This is a genomic window from Mucilaginibacter sp. (assembly GCF_028287845.1).
Lineage (GTDB): Bacteria > Bacteroidota > Bacteroidia > Sphingobacteriales > Sphingobacteriaceae > Mucilaginibacter.
The window spans coordinates 1-16,187 of sequence record NZ_JAQBOW010000139.1 but is presented as its reverse complement, the minus strand read 5'-3'; the positions used below and the strand labels follow the sequence as shown (position 1 = coordinate 16,187).

The 16,187-nt window shown below is 41.5% G+C and carries 16 protein-coding genes and 1 pseudogene; 9 read left to right on the top strand and 8 right to left on the bottom strand.

Annotation, left to right across the window (positions count from 1 at the left end; genetic code table 11):
- From hisS to JWP71_RS13750, 4 genes are all read right to left on the bottom strand, one after another.
- On the bottom strand, positions 1-1,241 hold a 1,241-nt coding region (gene hisS / locus JWP71_RS13765; RefSeq protein ID WP_299500998.1), incomplete at its 3' end, for a histidine--tRNA ligase.
- Positions 1,181-1,588: a hypothetical protein gene (locus tag JWP71_RS13760; RefSeq protein WP_299500996.1), complete on the bottom strand. Its 408-nt coding sequence runs from the start codon at positions 1,586-1,588 to the stop codon at positions 1,181-1,183. The genes JWP71_RS13760 and hisS, both read right to left, overlap by 61 nt.
- 62 nt (positions 1,589-1,650) lie before the next feature.
- A complete protein-coding gene (locus JWP71_RS13755) occupies positions 1,651-2,013 on the bottom strand; it encodes a VOC family protein (RefSeq protein ID WP_299500994.1) in 363 nt (120 codons plus the stop codon).
- 2 nt (positions 2,014-2,015) lie between these two features.
- Positions 2,016-2,393: a VOC family protein gene (locus JWP71_RS13750; RefSeq protein WP_299500991.1), complete on the bottom strand. Its 378-nt coding sequence runs from the start codon at positions 2,391-2,393 to the stop codon at positions 2,016-2,018.
- A gap of 116 nt (positions 2,394-2,509) precedes the next feature.
- Between JWP71_RS13750 and JWP71_RS13745 the strand changes: the two genes are divergently transcribed.
- The 6 genes from JWP71_RS13745 (at position 2,510) to JWP71_RS13720 (ending at position 9,645) form a co-directional block, all read left to right on the top strand.
- The gene (locus tag JWP71_RS13745; RefSeq protein WP_299500990.1) at positions 2,510-2,854 is read left to right on the top strand and encodes a carboxymuconolactone decarboxylase family protein; all 345 of its coding nucleotides are present in this window, start codon (positions 2,510-2,512) and stop codon (positions 2,852-2,854) included.
- Positions 2,855-2,885: 31 nt separating this feature from the next.
- The gene (locus JWP71_RS13740; protein WP_299500988.1) at positions 2,886-3,440 is read left to right on the top strand and encodes a DNA-3-methyladenine glycosylase I; all 555 of its coding nucleotides are present in this window, start codon (positions 2,886-2,888) and stop codon (positions 3,438-3,440) included.
- A gap of 105 nt (positions 3,441-3,545) precedes the next feature.
- A complete protein-coding gene (gene polA / locus JWP71_RS13735) occupies positions 3,546-6,356 on the top strand; it encodes a DNA polymerase I (RefSeq protein ID WP_299500984.1) in 2,811 nt (936 codons plus the stop codon).
- 343 nt (positions 6,357-6,699) lie between these two features.
- Entirely contained in the window at positions 6,700-8,127 is a 1,428-nt protein-coding gene (locus JWP71_RS13730; RefSeq protein ID WP_299500982.1) for a glycogen/starch synthase, read from the top strand.
- The gene (locus JWP71_RS13725; RefSeq protein ID WP_299500981.1) at positions 8,124-9,386 is read left to right on the top strand and encodes a glucose-1-phosphate adenylyltransferase; all 1,263 of its coding nucleotides are present in this window, start codon (positions 8,124-8,126) and stop codon (positions 9,384-9,386) included. The genes JWP71_RS13730 and JWP71_RS13725 overlap by 4 nt, the downstream gene beginning before the upstream one ends.
- A gap of 70 nt (positions 9,387-9,456) precedes the next feature.
- Positions 9,457-9,645: a hypothetical protein gene (locus JWP71_RS13720; RefSeq protein ID WP_299500979.1), complete on the top strand. Its 189-nt coding sequence runs from the start codon at positions 9,457-9,459 to the stop codon at positions 9,643-9,645.
- Between the two features lie 108 nt (positions 9,646-9,753).
- Here the strand turns inward: JWP71_RS13720 and JWP71_RS13715 are convergent, their stop codons facing one another.
- The 3 genes from JWP71_RS13715 to JWP71_RS13705 form a co-directional block, all read right to left on the bottom strand.
- On the bottom strand, positions 9,754-10,428 hold the full coding sequence (locus JWP71_RS13715) for a metal-dependent hydrolase (RefSeq protein WP_299500978.1): 675 nt from the start codon (positions 10,426-10,428) through the stop codon (positions 9,754-9,756).
- 98 nt (positions 10,429-10,526) lie between these two features.
- On the bottom strand, positions 10,527-10,832 hold the full coding sequence (locus JWP71_RS13710) for a YbaB/EbfC family nucleoid-associated protein (protein ID WP_299500976.1): 306 nt from the start codon (positions 10,830-10,832) through the stop codon (positions 10,527-10,529).
- Positions 10,833-10,921: 89 nt separating this feature from the next.
- Entirely contained in the window at positions 10,922-12,151 is a 1,230-nt protein-coding gene (locus tag JWP71_RS13705) for a serine hydrolase domain-containing protein (RefSeq protein ID WP_299500975.1), read from the bottom strand.
- 118 nt (positions 12,152-12,269) lie between these two features.
- Between JWP71_RS13705 and JWP71_RS13700 the strand changes: the two genes are divergently transcribed.
- Positions 12,270-13,157: a tetratricopeptide repeat protein gene (locus tag JWP71_RS13700; RefSeq protein WP_299500974.1), complete on the top strand. Its 888-nt coding sequence runs from the start codon at positions 12,270-12,272 to the stop codon at positions 13,155-13,157.
- A 36-nt stretch (positions 13,158-13,193) separates the two neighbouring features.
- Here the strand turns inward: JWP71_RS13700 and JWP71_RS13695 are convergent, their stop codons facing one another.
- A complete protein-coding gene (locus JWP71_RS13695) occupies positions 13,194-14,006 on the bottom strand; it encodes a hypothetical protein (RefSeq protein WP_299500973.1) in 813 nt (270 codons plus the stop codon).
- Between the two features lie 427 nt (positions 14,007-14,433).
- Here JWP71_RS13695 and fumC point away from each other — a divergent pair, with 427 nt between their 5' ends.
- Positions 14,434-15,831: a class II fumarate hydratase gene (gene fumC / locus JWP71_RS13690; protein WP_299500972.1), complete on the top strand. Its 1,398-nt coding sequence runs from the start codon at positions 14,434-14,436 to the stop codon at positions 15,829-15,831.
- 105 nt (positions 15,832-15,936) lie between these two features.
- Positions 15,937-16,187, top strand: a pseudogene (locus JWP71_RS13685) (fumarate hydratase); the annotation flags it as partial.

The following is a 16,187-nucleotide window of genomic DNA, read 5'->3' as shown; positions in this document are numbered from 1 at the left end:
TTGTTGGCATAATCCAGCTGTTTTTTGATCTTGGCGCCTGCGGGGTATAACTCGGTGTTAATGTTGTTATCGCGTAGTTGTTGTAGTAACGGCAGCCCGTATAGCTCGCCATCTTTATCAAAACAACATATTAAAACTTGTGTGCTTTGGTTAGTATCAGCCGGGAAAAGGTTTAGCTCTTCCATTACATCATAAATACGGTCGGCACCAAAAGATATGCCAGCGCCGGTTAATCCTTTTAAACCGAACATGCCGGTCAGGTCATCATATCTTCCACCACCACCAATGCTGCCTATGGCAACCTCGTTGGTTTTAACTTCGAAGATAGCACCGGTATAATAGTTTAGTCCGCGGGCCAAGGTAATGTCAAGTTCTATAGCCGCGTTTTGCAGTTTAAAATTATCTACGTAGTTCAGTACTTCTTCTATTTCATCGCAACCCGTTTGTCCAATTACAGATCCGGCAAGTGCCGCACGCAAACTTTGCAGCTTTACAGAATTGGTGCCTTCCAGTAAAATTACTGGTTTAAGCCGCTCAATATCTTCAATAGTAAAACCCCTTTCCAGTAACTCTTTTATAACACCATCCAGGCCAATTTTATCCAGTTTATCAATGGCTACAGTAAGGTCAATTATATTATCGATTTTTCCTATAACTTCGGCTATGCCTGATAGAATTTTTCTATTATTTATTTTTATGCTAAAATCTTTCAGTCCTAGACTGCTTAAAGCCTCATCATAAATCAAGATAAATTCGGCCTCGTTTAACAACGAATCAGACCCTACCACATCAGCATCGCATTGAAAAAATTCGCGATAGCGTCCCCTCTGCGGCCTGTCTGCGCGCCATACCGGCTGCACCTGAAAACGTTTAAATGGAAAAGTAATTTCGTTTTGATGTTGTACTACATAACGTGCGAAAGGGACGGTTAGATCGTAACGCAAGGCTTTTTCAGAAATATCCTGAGTTATAAGTTGTGAGTTATGGGTTGTGAGTTTTTGTGGGTCGACCTTAGACAAATAATCGCCACTATTCAATATCTTAAATATCAGCTTATCCCCTTCATCGCCATATTTTCCCATTAGAGTAGAAAGATTTTCCATCGACGGTGTTTCTATTTGCTGATAACCATACTTGCGGAAAACGCCTTTAATGGTATCAAAAATAAAATTGCGTTTTATCATTTCGGCAGGCGAAAAGTCGCGGGTTCCTTTAGGTACGGATGGTTTAATAGCGGCCATGCGGCAAATGTACAAAAAAGAGTGTTATGCTCTTTATAGAGATACATCGTTAATCGCTGGTGACGCTCATGGCCGCAAAGGCCTGACAGGCCTTTCCGCTTCTTTTTTAAGTTCTCATTATTTAGAAGATTGTTGGTTTTGTCCTCAAGTGTCAGCAAATAAGCTTCGGGTGGGTAAAACGTGTTGGGCTGTGCGGCTGTGCGGGCATTGGTAATTTTGCTGAAGCGGTGGGCTGGCGCGACAACAGGGGGCAAAAGGACCGGGCCCTTGGTTTTACCTGATTTGCAGGGCAAAGGCCTGTGCGGCAAGAAGCCTCTTTGCTGACTTGATTTTTGGTTACTTTTCATCAAGGAAAAGTAACAGCCTTAGCGGCAATTGAGCGTCACCAAGCGGCAAATAGACGAAAACATCATTTGTTATACTCCAACAATTCCATCCTATTCCCAAATGGATCATTAAAAGTAAAACGGATGCGGTTGGGAATATCGGGCTCTTCAAATATTTCTACGCCATGTTGATGCAAATGTTTACGTGCAGCGGCCAGGTCGCTCACCTCGAAAGCGGTATGGCGAAAGGTTTTGCCAATTGGCTTTTCAATCCCCACATGAAATTCAATATCAGCCATTTTAAACCAATAGCCGGGTTTGCCAAAAACATCGGGGCGTTCAATAGGTTCAAAACCCAGCACATCCCTGTAAAATGCATGTGCCTGCTCCAACCCTTCCGGCGGGACGCAGACATTAATATGGTCTGTGCGTTTAAAGTTTATCATTGTTATTCGTGCTCGGCAAAGGTAAGTACATAGCCGTTATTGTCTTTTACAGAAAACTCTGTAGCGCCATAAAAAGTTGTTTCCAATCCTTTTAATATGGTTACTTTATCTTTTATCGTGTCATAAAACCCACGTATGTCTTTCAGGTTGATGTATAGTAGTAACGAACCACCATTCTGCCTTGATATTTCTGGCAGCTCATCAGCCAGGCTTTCATAAGTTTGAAACATCATGGTAACGCTGCCATTCACCATCATGGCCCATATCAGGCTGTCGCCCTCTTCGGGTACAGACATGGTTATTTTAAAACCAAGCAGTTCATAAAAAGCAACAGTTGCTTTCATATCACTAACGAAAATATTGGGCGATAAGCTTTCCATAATTTTGTGTTGTTTGTTACCCGGTTATGACCACATAAAGATAACGGATTTCCTAACTTTATCCCATTATAAAAAATCACTCATTCAATAATTCACTCAATTACTCATTATAAATCATGGGAAAACTTATAGAAGATTTTGAGGCCTACCGCACCAAAATGAATGACCGAATAATGGAATCCTCAAACACCAACATCAAACGGTTCTTCGCTTTAGATACCACCACTTATGCCGATGGCGCGCTGGACATAAAAACCAAGGAAATGCTGGGCCTGGTAGCTTCTATGGTTTTGCGTTGCGATGATTGCATTAAATACCACTTAGGCAAATGCCATGAAGCAGGTGTAAAGCACAATGAAATGAACGAGGTATTTATGATAGCTAATTTGGTTGGTGGATCGATTGTTATTCCGCATTACCGCAGGGCGGTTGAATACTGGGACGAGTTGAATGGGTTATAAGTTGTATGTTTACTACAATAGAAAATAGATTATGACTCAAGAAATAAAACGCTGCTCATGGCCCGGTACAGACGAACTCTACCTAAAATACCACGACGAAGAATGGGGCAAAGTAACCCATGATGATAATATATTATTTGAGTTTTTAATATTGGAAGCCGCGCAAGCCGGCCTTAGCTGGATAACCATTTTACGCAGGCGCGAAGGTTACCGTAAAGCATTTGCCAATTTCGATCTGTATAAAGTAGCTGCCTTTACCAACGAGGATGCAGAACGCATAATGCAGGATGTGGGTATTATCCGTAACCGGTTAAAAATTCATGCCGCTATAAAATGCGCGCAATTGTTTTTAGATGTTCAAAAAGAGTTTGGATCGTTTGATAAATACCTGTACAGCTTTATGCCTGATGGTAAATCGATTATCAATAATTCAGGGATCACACCAATCACCACCCCGATATCTGATGCGATAAGCAAGGACATGAAAAAGCGTGGCTTTAAATTTTTCGGCAGTACTATTTGTTATGCTTTTATGCAGGCAACAGGCATGGTTAATGACCATGTGCCGGACTGTTCGTTCAAATGATTTCACAGATTTGAAAAAATGATTTCACGGATTGATTTAGTGAATAACTAAATTGTATTTTTGAGAAATCGGTGAAATCAAACCCCATCGGTGCAATCATAATAAATGAAGAAGTTATTTCTATTAGATGGTATGGCCCTGATATACCGGGCGCATTTTGCTTTAAGTAAAACCCCACGGTTTACTTCGGGTGGTATAAATACTTCGGCAGTTATGGGTTTTACCAATACTTTGCTGGAGGTATTGAAGAAAGAAAAACCAACCCACATGGCCGTTGTGTTTGACACGGACGCCCCTACCGAACGCCATACCGATTTTGCCGCTTACAAAGCGCATCGCGAATCAATGCCCGAAGATCTTTCTGCAGCGCTTCCTTATATTTTTAAGTTGGTACTGGGTTTTAATATTCCGGTTATTACATCTGATGGCTATGAGGCTGATGATATTATAGGCACCCTCGCCAAAAAAGCCGAACAAAAAGGCTACCAGGTTTATTGCATGACACCCGATAAGGATTTCGCGCAATTGGTATCTGATAATATCTTCATTTACAAACCTGCCCGCATGGGTAATGGTATGGAGATATTGGGTGTTAAAGAGGTATTGGAAAAATGGGAAATTGAACGTCCTGAACAGGTTATTGATATTTTGGGTTTATGGGGAGACGCGGTAGACGGCATTCCGGGTATTCCGGGTGTAGGCGAAAAGACCGCTAAACTATTAATCAAACAATATGGTTCTGTTGAGGAGATAATTAACCATAGCCACGAGTTAAAAGGCAAACTGCGCGAAAACGTAGAGGCGTATGCAGAGCAAGGTTTAATGTCGAAAAAGCTGGCTACCATCAACCTAAATTCGCCTGTTGAGTTGGATGAAGCCGGACTGGAAATGTGCGACCCAAGCAGGGAGCTGTTAGAACCTTTGTTTGCGGAGTTGGAGTTTAGAACTTTAGGCCGGCGTGTTTTTGGTGATGATTTCAGCATTACCGAAATTAAAGCAGCAGGCACACAAATTGATCTGTTTGGTGCGCCTGTAGCAGAAGGTCGTACTACTATGACGGTTGATGTACAGGATATAAAAGAACCTGAATTTGCAGCCGTATCAAAAAATATAAACAACGTTCCGCATCAATATTACCTGGCGGATACTAAAGAAAAGCGTGCCGATCTCATCGCCCTGCTTAAAAAGCAAAAAAGCTTCTGCTTTGATACCGAAACTACCGGCACCGATGCCAACAACTGCGAGTTGGTGGGTTTATCGTTTGCTGTTAAAGCCGCCGAAGGGTGGTATGTACCCGTTCCTGCCGATCAGCAGGAGGTGCGGGCCATTGTGAACGAATTTAAGGAGTTGATGGAAGATGCCGCTATTGGTAAGATAGGGCAAAACCTTAAGTTTGATATCCTGATGCTTAAATGGTATGACGTGCAAATAAAAGGCGACTTGTTTGATACCATGATGGCGCATTATATTATAGACCCCGACACACGCCACGGTATGGATGTGCTGAGTGAAAATTATTTAGGCTACAAGCCAGTTTCTATTACCGAATTGATTGGCCCCAAAGGCAAGAACCAGGGCAGCATGCGCGATGTGGAGATAGAGAAAATAAAAGAATATGCTGCAGAAGATGCCGATATCACCCTGCAATTAAAGGAAATATTCGAACCCAAAATAAAAGAAGTTGGCGCTGATGATCTGTTACATAAAATTGAGAACCCGCTGATATATGTATTGGCTGATATAGAGCACGAGGGTGTGAAAATTGACCACGACACGTTGCGCGAGTTTTCAAAAGAATTGGAAACAGACATAGTGGTTTTGGAAAAAACCGTTTATGAAAAAGCAGGTGTGCGTTTTAATATCGCATCACCCAAACAGCTGGGCGAAGTGCTGTTTGAAAAACTAATGCTTGATCCTAAAGCTAAGAAAACCAAAACCGGCCAGTATCAAACCGGCGAGGACGTGCTGCTGGCATTAGCAAACAAAAGCGATATTGTACGTGATATTTTAGATTATCGCCAGTTACAAAAACTAAAGTCGACGTATGTTGATGCTTTGCCACAGATGGTGAACCCCAAAACCGGGCGGGTGCATACCAGCTACAACCAGGCAGTAGCGGCAACCGGGCGTTTAAGCTCAACCAACCCAAATCTGCAAAATATTCCTATCCGTACCGAGCGTGGGCGCGAAGTGCGTAAGGCATTTATTCCGCGCGATAGCGGACACAGCATTGTATCTGCGGATTATTCGCAAATAGAGCTGCGCATTATTGCCGAAATAAGCAAGGACGAAAATATGATGGATGCCTTTGTGCGTAACATCGATATCCATACGGCCACCGCCGCCAATGTTTATGGCATAGCGGTTGAAGATGTGGACAGTACCCAGCGCCGCAACGCCAAAGCAGTAAATTTTGGCATCATATATGGGCAGTCTGCATTTGGCTTATCACAAAATTTAGGTATCCCGCGCAAAGAAGCGGCCGAAATAATTGAGAATTACTTCGCCCAGTTTCCCGGCATTAAACGGTATATGAACGATACCATGAACTTCGCCCGCGAAAATGGTTATGTAACCACTTTAATGGGGCGCAGACGATATTTGCGCGATATAAATTCGGCCAACCAAACCGTGCGCGGCTTTGCCGAACGAAATGCCATTAACGCGCCTATACAAGGCTCGGCGGCTGATATGATAAAGATAGCCATGATCAATATCCATCGTGAGTTTAAAGAGCAAAAGTTGGATAGTCGCATGACCATGCAGGTGCATGATGAGCTGGTGTTTGATGTACCACATCATGAAATTGAGATTGTTAAGCCTATTATTATGCATAACATGAAAACCGCTATTAAAACTATAGTGCCTATTATTGTTGAGATTGGGACAGGGTTAAATTGGCTGGAGGCACATTAATAATATATCCCCTTGTCATCCTGCGTAGTTTTTCACTACCTATATGTATTTGTTAAACCTTGACAGACTTGCGAAGTTTTAAACTTCGCAAGTCTGTCAATATCATTTCACCTTCAATATTTTCGCGAAATTTTACAACTCAAAATGGCAATTTTCTGGTGCTATCGCGGAACTAATTACAATAATTAAAATTTCTAATCCACAAAAAAGACTTATAATGCAGATATAGTAATTAAACTGCCATTTAGGTTAAATATTTATATCGTTAAAAACACATTTTTCCAATTATGTGTTTGTTTATTTGCGGGAATGTTTAGTATCTTAATCGCTGTATATAAACCCGATGAGAATATTTCACCTGAGTGCCGAATGTTACCCTGTTGCCAAAGTTGGCGGTCTTGCCGATGTTGTTGGCGCGTTGCCTAAATACCAAAACTTAGCAGGGTTAAACGCGGCGGTTGTTATGCCTTATTACGACCGTAAATTTGTTCGCGAAAATGTATTTGATACCGTTTTTCAGGGAGCAACATTATTGGGTACCCGCAGATTATATTTTGAAATACTAAAAGAAAAAACCGATAAGCTTGGATTTGAGCTTTACCTGGTGAAGATACCCGGTTTATTAGACCGCGAAAATATTTATAGTTACCCGGATGAAACAGAGCAATTTATTGCTTTCCAGATAGCGTTTTTAGATTGGATAAGCTACTCGCAACAATCGCCGGATATTATTCACTGCCATGACCATCATTCAGGGTTAGTGCCGTTTTTACTGCAGCACTCTAAATTATATACAAGGCTGGCCAAAACGACTACGGTATTTACTATACATAATGGCCAGTATCATGGCGCTTTTGGCTGGGACAAACTTTCCTATCTGCCGGAAATTGACCTGACCAAAACCGGCTTGCTTGATTGGAGCGGTGGTATTAATCCGTTAGCGTCGGCAGTAAGGTGTGCCTCAAGGTATACTACTGTATCGCCAAGCTATTTAGAAGAATTGACTGTAAGTTCTAATGGATTAGAATTTTTATTCTTTTTAGAACGTGCAAGGGGCATAGGCATCATCAATGGTATTGATACCGAAGTATGGAACCCGGCAACAGACCCAATGGTTGTAGAGAAATATACGACGGCGAAGATCGCCGCAGGCAAACAAAAAAACAAAGAGGCGTTATGCACACGTTTTAACCTTGACCCCGCTAAGCCTTTAATATCATTTATTGGCCGGTTAGTTGTTGAAAAAGGGGCCGATCTATTGGCCGAAGCCATTGAAACAAGCCTGGCTGAATTTGAAGGAAAAGTTACCTTCCTGGTGTTAGGCACAGGTGAGCCCGAAACGGAAAAAGAGCTGCAGGAATTGAAAGAGAAATTTCCTGCAGACTGCAATGTTTACATTGGCTATAATGAGGAGCTGGCACACCTGGTATATGCCGGGTCAGACTTTTTGCTGATGCCGTCGCGGGTTGAGCCCTGCGGACTTAATCAATTATATTCCCTGCGCTATGGTACAATGCCTATGGTAAGAAGCACCGGCGGATTAAAAGATACCGTTATTGATTTTGGCGATGCAGGCGGATATGGCATACGTTACAACAATACCAGTGTAGTAGATATTTGCTATGCAATTAGCCGGGCGGTAGTACTTTACAAGGATGAAAAAAAACTACAGCTATTACGTAAGCGGATGATGTCCCTTGATTTTTCGTGGGATGTGTCTGCCAAACAATATATGGAACTGTACAAAAGTTTAAAACCGACAACAATATGACATCAAAAGTAATTTGCATTGTACTTGGCGGGGGCCAGGGCAGTCGCTTGTATCCGCTTACGGCAACGCGTTCAAAACCAGCTGTACCTATAGCGGGTAAATATCGCCTGGTAGATATCCCCATATCAAATTGTTTGCATTCGGGTATTACACGTATTTATGTATTAACGCAATTTAACTCGGCATCATTAAATAAACATATAAAAAATACCTATCATTTTAGCAGTTTCAGTGAAGCCTTTGTTGATATTTTAGCTGCAGAACAAACCCCTACAAGCGGCGGCTGGTTTCAGGGTACGGCTGATGCGGTAAGGCAAAGTCTGCACCATTTGGCCGTGCATGAATTTGATTATGTGCTTATACTATCAGGCGACCAGTTATATCAAATGAATTTTGAAGAGATGATAGATCAGCATGTTGCAAAAGGAGCAGACATATCTATAGCGACCATACCTGTGCATGTTAATGACGTACCCGGATTTGGCATATTGCAAACCAACGAAGAGAGTTTTGTAACTGCATTTGTTGAAAAACCTAAAGCAGGTTTTGATAAGCTGGTATCAGAAGTAAGCCCCGAGATGGAAGCACAAGGCCGTATATACCTTGCTTCAATGGGTATATATATATTTAACGGTAAGCTTTTATATGAGTTGTTGCAAGGCAATGAAAGTACAGATTTTGGTAAAGAAATAATCCCGCAGGCAATAAATGAGCATAAGGTATTAAGCTATCAATACGAAGGCTATTGGACAGACATTGGTACTATCTCGTCATTCTTTGATGCCAACCTGGGTCTTACAGATGAAATACCGCATTTTAACCTGTTTGATAAAAATTACATTTTTACAAGGGCACGCATGCTACCGCCCTCGAAGGTATCAGGGACACATTTGGAGAAGGCCATTATTGCCGATGGATGTATTATTAATGCCAGCCATGTTATTCGCTCTATAATTGGTATACGTACACGCATTGGTTTTGATACCACTATTGAAAACTGCTATGTAATGGGTAGTGATAACTATCAAACATTAGAACAGATAGAAGTATCAAAAGAGAAAGATAGCCCTATTATGGGTATTGGCGATAGGTGCCAGATAAAAAATGCTATTATTGATAAAAACACTTATATAGGTAATGACGTTTCTATAAACTTCGGCGACCTGCTACTAAACGGCGACTATGCTACGCATACCATACAAGATGGTATAGTTATTATTAAAAAAGGGGCAGTAATACCCAACGGGACAATTATTTAATTTAAAAAACATTTTTCAAACACTCATAGTTGTTAATATTAGGAACTGTAGAAAACTAAAATTAAAAACTATGAAAAAGGCACTTTGCATGATCGCTTTAGCAGCAATCTCTTACGGCACTGTTTATGCAGCAATACCGGTACAAACCAAAGATACCACCAAGGTTAAAGTTAAAAGCAAAAACGGTAAAACCAAGGTCAAGAAAAAAATGGTGAAGAAAGATACTACAATGAAGAAAGATACTGCAATGAAAATGTAGCATCTTTCAGCTAAACAAAAAAGCCTTACTACTATTTCGTAAGGCTTTTTTTGTTTTTATAGTTTTTGAAACTGGACGGAACTCAGAATGATACCTGCGCCCTTAATTTTATAATTCTATCTCCTCGCCAATAGCAGGCAATTTAATATTGATACCCGCTTTTATAAATTTCTCTAATGCATCGTCTTTATCAATAGCAATAACCGGGAAAGTATCATAATGCACACCGATGACATTTTTGCAATTAATAAAGTCGGTAGCTTTTATGGCATCGTCAACACCCATGGTATAGTTATCGCCAATAGGTAAAAAGGCCCAGTCAAGGTTCTCGTCTTCCAGCAGCTTCATATCATAAGTAAGCGCGGTGTCACCTGCATAATATATTTTTTTACCATGAGCATAAATAACAAATCCCGCCGGGTTGCCACCTGCCGCGCCATCCGGCATAGTGCTGGAGTGTATGGCATTAACCATTTTAACACGCCCAAAATCAAAATTAAAACCGCCGCCAATGTTCATACCGTGCGCCTCTATACCTTGCCCAGCCAGCCAACCGGCTATTTCTGCAATACAGATCACTTTGGCGCCGCTGCTTTTTTGTATGGCCACTAAATCCGCAATATGATCACCGTGCCCGTGCGATATCAGGATGTAATCCGGCTTCAAGCTGTGTATGTCAATATGGCTGGCTGCCGGGTTGGGGGTAATAAAAGGATCGAACAATAGCTTTTTTCCTTCTGTTTCAATCATTATCGTTGATTGGCCGTAATAGGTAGTTTTCATAACAGGTAATATTTATTTTTTAATAATAGCGAATAATAAATGTTTAAACGCCGAATATCAAAGTAACATTGCATCATTCAAAATTTGATATTAAAATATTACTTTCCAAACATACTGCCCATACCACCAAGCATATCTTTGGTTATGGCGGCCATTTCACTCTGGCTCACATTATCAGCCTGTTCCATCGCTTTGTTAATGGCAGTTACCAATAATTCTTCAATTTCTTCCTTATCGGCATCTTTATAAAAATCAGCATCAATAGTTATTGATTGTATAATTTTATTGCCGGTAGCGGTAACACTAATCTTCCCGCCCTCAACAGAACCGGTTACGGTGATAGCATCTAACCGTTTTTTTACTTCGCCAGCCTTTTGCTGAACTTCAAATAGTTTATCGAACATAGTTTACTGGTTGATTAAGTTGATTGAGTGAATGGTTGGCGTGTTTAAACCCAATCAACTACTCACCTAATCAACAATTAACTTAACATTTAATCCTCATTCGTATCGCCATTGCCTTTATAGGCACTTTTTCTAACAATTGGCATGCCTGTAGCTTTAAACAAGTCGTCTAATTTTAACAAACTACCGTTGGATAAGTTTGTCAGCAGCACAATAGTAATATCGTCTTTAATATCGCGCAGATATATATGCCTGAACCCGTGCCACCAACCGGTGTGGTAAATTACCTGCTGCCCGGGGGCTTGGAATATGCGCCAGCCATAGCCATAGTTAAAGTGCCCATGCACCCACGGGTTACGCGGTGTATAAGCCGAATCCATAGTTGATTGTTTTAGCAATTTGCCCGCACGTAAGGCACGGTCATAAATATACAGATCGCCAACAGTACTGTATATGCCCTTGTCGCCAACCGGTCCATCCAAAAAATTCTGCGCTACCGAATAGCGCCATTGCCCCCTGTCATGCCCCACCACATCAACCGGTATTTTGTCATAAACCGCTTTAGAATATACATCTGTATGCTCCATGCCGGCCGGTTTAAAAATATTCTCTTTCATAAACTGGGCATAAGGCATACCGGTAACTTTTTCAATAATGGAGCCCAGCACCATAAAGTTGGAGTTGTTGTATAAAAACGTTTTATTAGGCGAGTTAAAACGGGCCGGTTTGTATTTGGCTATCATGGCCATCGCGTCTTTGTTAGACAAGCCTATTTTTTGTATGCGGTGCTCTTTCCTGTAAATATCATCCACAAAATAAACATAGTTCATCATGCCCGACCGGTGTGTAAGCAACAAGCGAATAGTTACCCCATCATACGGGAAATCAGGAAAAAAGTCTTTTACATTTTGATCAAGCTTTAATTTTCCGCGTTCCATCAGCATTAATATGGCGGTACTGGTCATGGTTTTGGTAACAGATGCCAGCTCGAACCTCGAGCTTATTTTTAAGCTATCGCGATGCAGGTAATCGGCCCAGCCTATGGCTTTTTCGTATATTATTTTGCCATGCTTAGCAACTAATACATTCCCGTTAAAGCCCCGGGTTTTATGCAGGATTTGCATAACTTCGTTTATCTTTTTATCCTCATTTTTAGGGTCATACGCTAACAAAGCTTTTACATCTAACGGTTTGCTTTTTTCTACAGGGCCAGCAACGGCAGAGCTGCTGCTGTTTTCGCCCGGTTTAGACGAGCAGGACGCTAACAAAAATAATAAGGAGGCGGTAAAGGTTAGAAGGCTTTGTTTAACTAATCTCATAAATAAAATACTATTACTATAAACGAATGCGAAAATTGCAAATTAAATACCGGGCTGAAACTAAAGTTTTAAACATTTTTTTATTGTTTTAATTAAATAAACCTTCTAATTTTAAACCATGCAACTATGGTTAAGAATATTTTTAGGCTTTTTGTTTTTAAGCAACGCTTTTTTTGCATTTGCGCAGGATAAGCCCGATACTGATGATCCGGCAACAAATTATAAAACCGCGCTTTCATTAATTAACGCTAATAAAGGGAAAGAGGGTATACCGTACCTGGAAAAAGTAATTAAGACCTCATCGGCCTATACTGCTGCAGCCTATAGCTTATTGGGTGGTGTTTATGATAACGACTATCAGTCTGAAAAAGCAATAGCAGTTTATAAAGATGCATTAAAAGCCTATCCGCAGGATCAAAGCCTGCATTATAATTTAGGCCTGGCCTATTTCCGCGGCAAACAATATGGCAATGCCGAGGCTGAAGCTATCGAAGCCATAAAACTCGACCCGAAACATGCTAATAGCCAGCGGATGTATGCCCTGGTAACTTTTCATCAAAATAAACGGGTAAATGCGTTGTTAGGCTTTTGCAGTTTCTTATTGTTAGAGCCAAACACACCACGATCTGCAGAGGCATATACCAACATGCAAAGCATTTTAAAAGGCGGCACATTAAAAGAAGACGGTACAGGTATTTTGGCTGCCGCCGATATAAAAGAAAGGGCCACGCTAAACGCGGGCCTAACCGTAATAACTACATCGGCGCAAGCCAAAAAACTAACCGGTAACGATTTACTGGAGTATGAATTGAAAGCCATATTCACCTTAGCCGGGCAACTTGCCGAAAAGAAAACCGATAAAACCTTTTTTGATAAGTTTTACGCCGCTTACTTTTATAAGTTGGCACAAAGCAGCAACATGCCTGCGTTTGCAAAGCTGGTTGCTAATAAGGAAATGGATGCGGGGTTAATGGATTGGGTGAAGGGGTCTGAGCGGGGGTTTTAGACTTAACCAACTCCGGAAAGAGGGTTCAACTAATTCTTAAAACAATACGTACTCCCCCCAAAAATTTGTTGGCACTTGTAAGTTAATTGCCGAGTAATTGGTTATTCCCACTGTTTTTGCAGACGCTACCCGGTCATTAGCTGGCCGTGGCGGTAAATTTGGCCTGCCGCTTAATTTAATGTTGTAATAAACTTTAGCCGATTTGACATAAGACATTCCAAGGAAACGTAGAGGGATCTTAAACTCATAAGTAAGCGCTTCTTTATTGTCAAGCGCTCCGGCTACTAATAGGTGCTTATCATTATAAACAGATATTAACGAATCTGGTGCCATATCATTATTAGCGATTTTTATTTCAGATGAGCTTATTTCTAATTGACTGTTATAAAGCTTTGTTAAGGAATCAACCCTACTGCTATAATTTAGGGTATTATTCTTTATGTCGTGTTTATCATCCAAAAGTTTAATCAGAGTACTAGCATTACCTAATTTAATAACCGGGAATGTGATCGATTTACAACCCGCTAAAAATTCTTTTTCTTTTGGGTTTACCGATACGGTAATGCCTCCCTTTATAATTTTATTGATGATGTCAATATTAGTCGCCTGTAGAATAACATATAAGTATTTATCATCATTAGATATGCTATAAAAAACATCGGTGCTATTATTGTAGGCTTCAAACTTATTGCCCCACTCAGCAGACCTTCCGTCTATGTTAATTCGTTTAGGTGCTTGCATGCTTGTAGTTTGCACGTTGGGAGGTTTTTGCCCAAACGCTGTAATTACGTTCATAAACAAACATAACGACAGGGAGTATTTGATTCGATTTATAAATATGCTTTTCATAAATAGTTTAGGTTAAAAAACAATCGCTGTTTTGCAGCAATTTACATAATATATTACGTTTTAAATAATTATAAATCAATGGATCAACCCTCTTTCCCGCTTGCGGAAGAGAGGGTCGCGCTCGAAGAGCCGCGGGGTGAGTCCTCGCCGCCCGGATTTAGCGATAAGAACGCGCACCGTTTACTCACCCGGTCTTTGCTTCGCTCGACCACCCTCTCTTCGCCTTTGGCGGAAAGAGGGTTATTACGCACCCTAATTATTTTGTGATTACTATTTTGCGAGTGTATACAGGTGTATATGGCGTATACACTTACCGTATACACCTACACTATCATATAGTATTCACCCCCGTAACTTTTTAAATATTATTTTACATCCCACCCATTTTACCGCTACCTTTGCGACTGAAAATTATACTGCTATAATAATGAGTTTCAGAACAGAACATGATACCATGGGCGCGGTACAAGTACCGGCCGACAAATACTGGGGCGCGCAAACAGAAAGATCGCGCAATAACTTTAAAATTGGTCCGGAGGCATCTATGCCGAAAGAGATCATTGCCGCTTTTGCTTATCTTAAAAAAGCTGCCGCTTATACCAACACAGATTTGGGCGTACTGCCCGCCGACAAACGCGACCAAATTGCCGCCGTTTGCGATGAAATATTAGCAGGCGAGTTAGCCAGCGAGTTCCCGCTGGTAATTTGGCAAACAGGCTCGGGCACGCAATCAAACATGAATGTTAACGAGGTTATTGCTAACCGCGCGCATGTTGCAGCAGGCAATAAACTGGGCGAGGGTAAAACCTTTATCCACCCAAATGATGATGTGAATAAATCGCAATCGTCAAACGATACTTACCCAACCGCCATGCACATTGCCGCCTACAAAATGGTGGTTGATGTTACCATACCCGGCATTGAAAAACTACGCGATACCCTGCAGGGAAAAGTAGAAGCATTTAAATCGGTAGTAAAGATTGGCCGTACCCACCTGATGGATGCTACCCCGCTTACGCTGGGCCAGGAGTTTTCGGGCTATGTATCACAGTTAAATCATGGCTTAAAAGCATTGCGCAATACATTAGATCACCTGTCAGAACTGGCCCTTGGCGGCACTGCAGTTGGTACCGGTATCAACACCCCCAAAGGCTATGACGTTAAGGTTGCCGAATACATTGCCAAATTTACCGGCTTGCCCTTCATCACCGCCGAAAACAAATTCGAGGCCTTAGCTGCTCACGACGCTATTGTAGAAACACATGGCGCGCTGAAACAGATCGCTGTATCCCTAATGAAAATTGCTAACGATATCCGTATGTTGGCCTCTGGTCCGCGGTCTGGTATCGGCGAAATACATATACCCGATAATGAGCCGGGATCATCCATTATGCCGGGCAAGGTTAACCCAACCCAAAACGAGGCAGTTACCATGGTAGCCGCGCAGGTTATGGGTAATGATGTTACCATATCCATCGGCGGCTCGAACGGCCATTACGAGCTGAATGTATTTAAACCGGTAATGGCAGCCAACTTTTTACAGTCGGCACGTTTAATTGGCGATGCTTGTGTGTCATTCAATGATCATTGTGCCGTTGGTATTGAGCCAAATTATGCCGGTATTAAAAAGCATTTAGAAAATTCATTGATGCTGGTTACCGCGCTTAACCCGCATATAGGTTATGAGGCTGCGGCAAAAATTGCCAAAACAGCCTTAAAAGAAAATCAATCACTGCGTGAAGCTGCCATAGGCCTGGGTTATTTAACTAATGAGCAGTTTGACCAATGGGTTAGGCCCGAGGATATGATAGGTTCATTAAAATAGTCTAAACACGTTGTCATTCTGAGCATAGCGAAGAATCTTATATGCCCTACTTATCGCGTTTACAAGATTCTTCGCTATGCTCAGAATGACAATTACACTTTATAAATGCATAGAAATATCTGCTTTTGCCTTTCAGCTTTCTGCCTCCTAATATCCGCTTGCTCCTTTAACCCCAGCCTGCAAGGCAAGGGCGAGGATTACCTGCAGGCCGAATGGAAGCAGGACAGCATACCGATGCAAAAAAAGTTGCTGAACTATTCGCTTTATAATTTTAAATTTAACTGCGATTCGGTGTTTATGCAGATCAGTTCTTTCAGCAAGGTAAACTCCGGGGCAGATAGTTGCATGAATGCCGG

What these genes read in the sequence shown, in the direction of transcription:
- JWP71_RS13760 (WP_299500996.1), bottom strand. Translation starts at nt 1,588, where the DNA reads ATGAAAAGTAACCAAAAATCAAGTCAGCAAAGAGGCTTCTTGCCGCAC.
- JWP71_RS13755 (WP_299500994.1), bottom strand. Translation starts at nt 2,013, where the DNA reads ATGATAAACTTTAAACGCACAGACCATATTAATGTCTGCGTCCCGCCG.
- JWP71_RS13750 (WP_299500991.1), bottom strand. Translation starts at nt 2,393, where the DNA reads ATGGAAAGCTTATCGCCCAATATTTTCGTTAGTGATATGAAAGCAACT.
- JWP71_RS13745 (WP_299500990.1), top strand. Translation starts at nt 2,510, where the DNA reads ATGGGAAAACTTATAGAAGATTTTGAGGCCTACCGCACCAAAATGAAT.
- JWP71_RS13740 (WP_299500988.1), top strand. Translation starts at nt 2,886, where the DNA reads ATGACTCAAGAAATAAAACGCTGCTCATGGCCCGGTACAGACGAACTC.
- polA (WP_299500984.1), top strand. Translation starts at nt 3,546, where the DNA reads ATGAAGAAGTTATTTCTATTAGATGGTATGGCCCTGATATACCGGGCG.
- JWP71_RS13730 (WP_299500982.1), top strand. Translation starts at nt 6,700, where the DNA reads ATGAGAATATTTCACCTGAGTGCCGAATGTTACCCTGTTGCCAAAGTT.
- JWP71_RS13725 (WP_299500981.1), top strand. Translation starts at nt 8,124, where the DNA reads ATGACATCAAAAGTAATTTGCATTGTACTTGGCGGGGGCCAGGGCAGT.
- JWP71_RS13720 (WP_299500979.1), top strand. Translation starts at nt 9,457, where the DNA reads ATGAAAAAGGCACTTTGCATGATCGCTTTAGCAGCAATCTCTTACGGC.
- JWP71_RS13715 (WP_299500978.1), bottom strand. Translation starts at nt 10,428, where the DNA reads ATGAAAACTACCTATTACGGCCAATCAACGATAATGATTGAAACAGAA.
- JWP71_RS13710 (WP_299500976.1), bottom strand. Translation starts at nt 10,832, where the DNA reads ATGTTCGATAAACTATTTGAAGTTCAGCAAAAGGCTGGCGAAGTAAAA.
- JWP71_RS13705 (WP_299500975.1), bottom strand. Translation starts at nt 12,151, where the DNA reads ATGAGATTAGTTAAACAAAGCCTTCTAACCTTTACCGCCTCCTTATTA.
- JWP71_RS13700 (WP_299500974.1), top strand. Translation starts at nt 12,270, where the DNA reads ATGCAACTATGGTTAAGAATATTTTTAGGCTTTTTGTTTTTAAGCAAC.
- JWP71_RS13695 (WP_299500973.1), bottom strand. Translation starts at nt 14,006, where the DNA reads ATGAAAAGCATATTTATAAATCGAATCAAATACTCCCTGTCGTTATGT.
- fumC (WP_299500972.1), top strand. Translation starts at nt 14,434, where the DNA reads ATGAGTTTCAGAACAGAACATGATACCATGGGCGCGGTACAAGTACCG.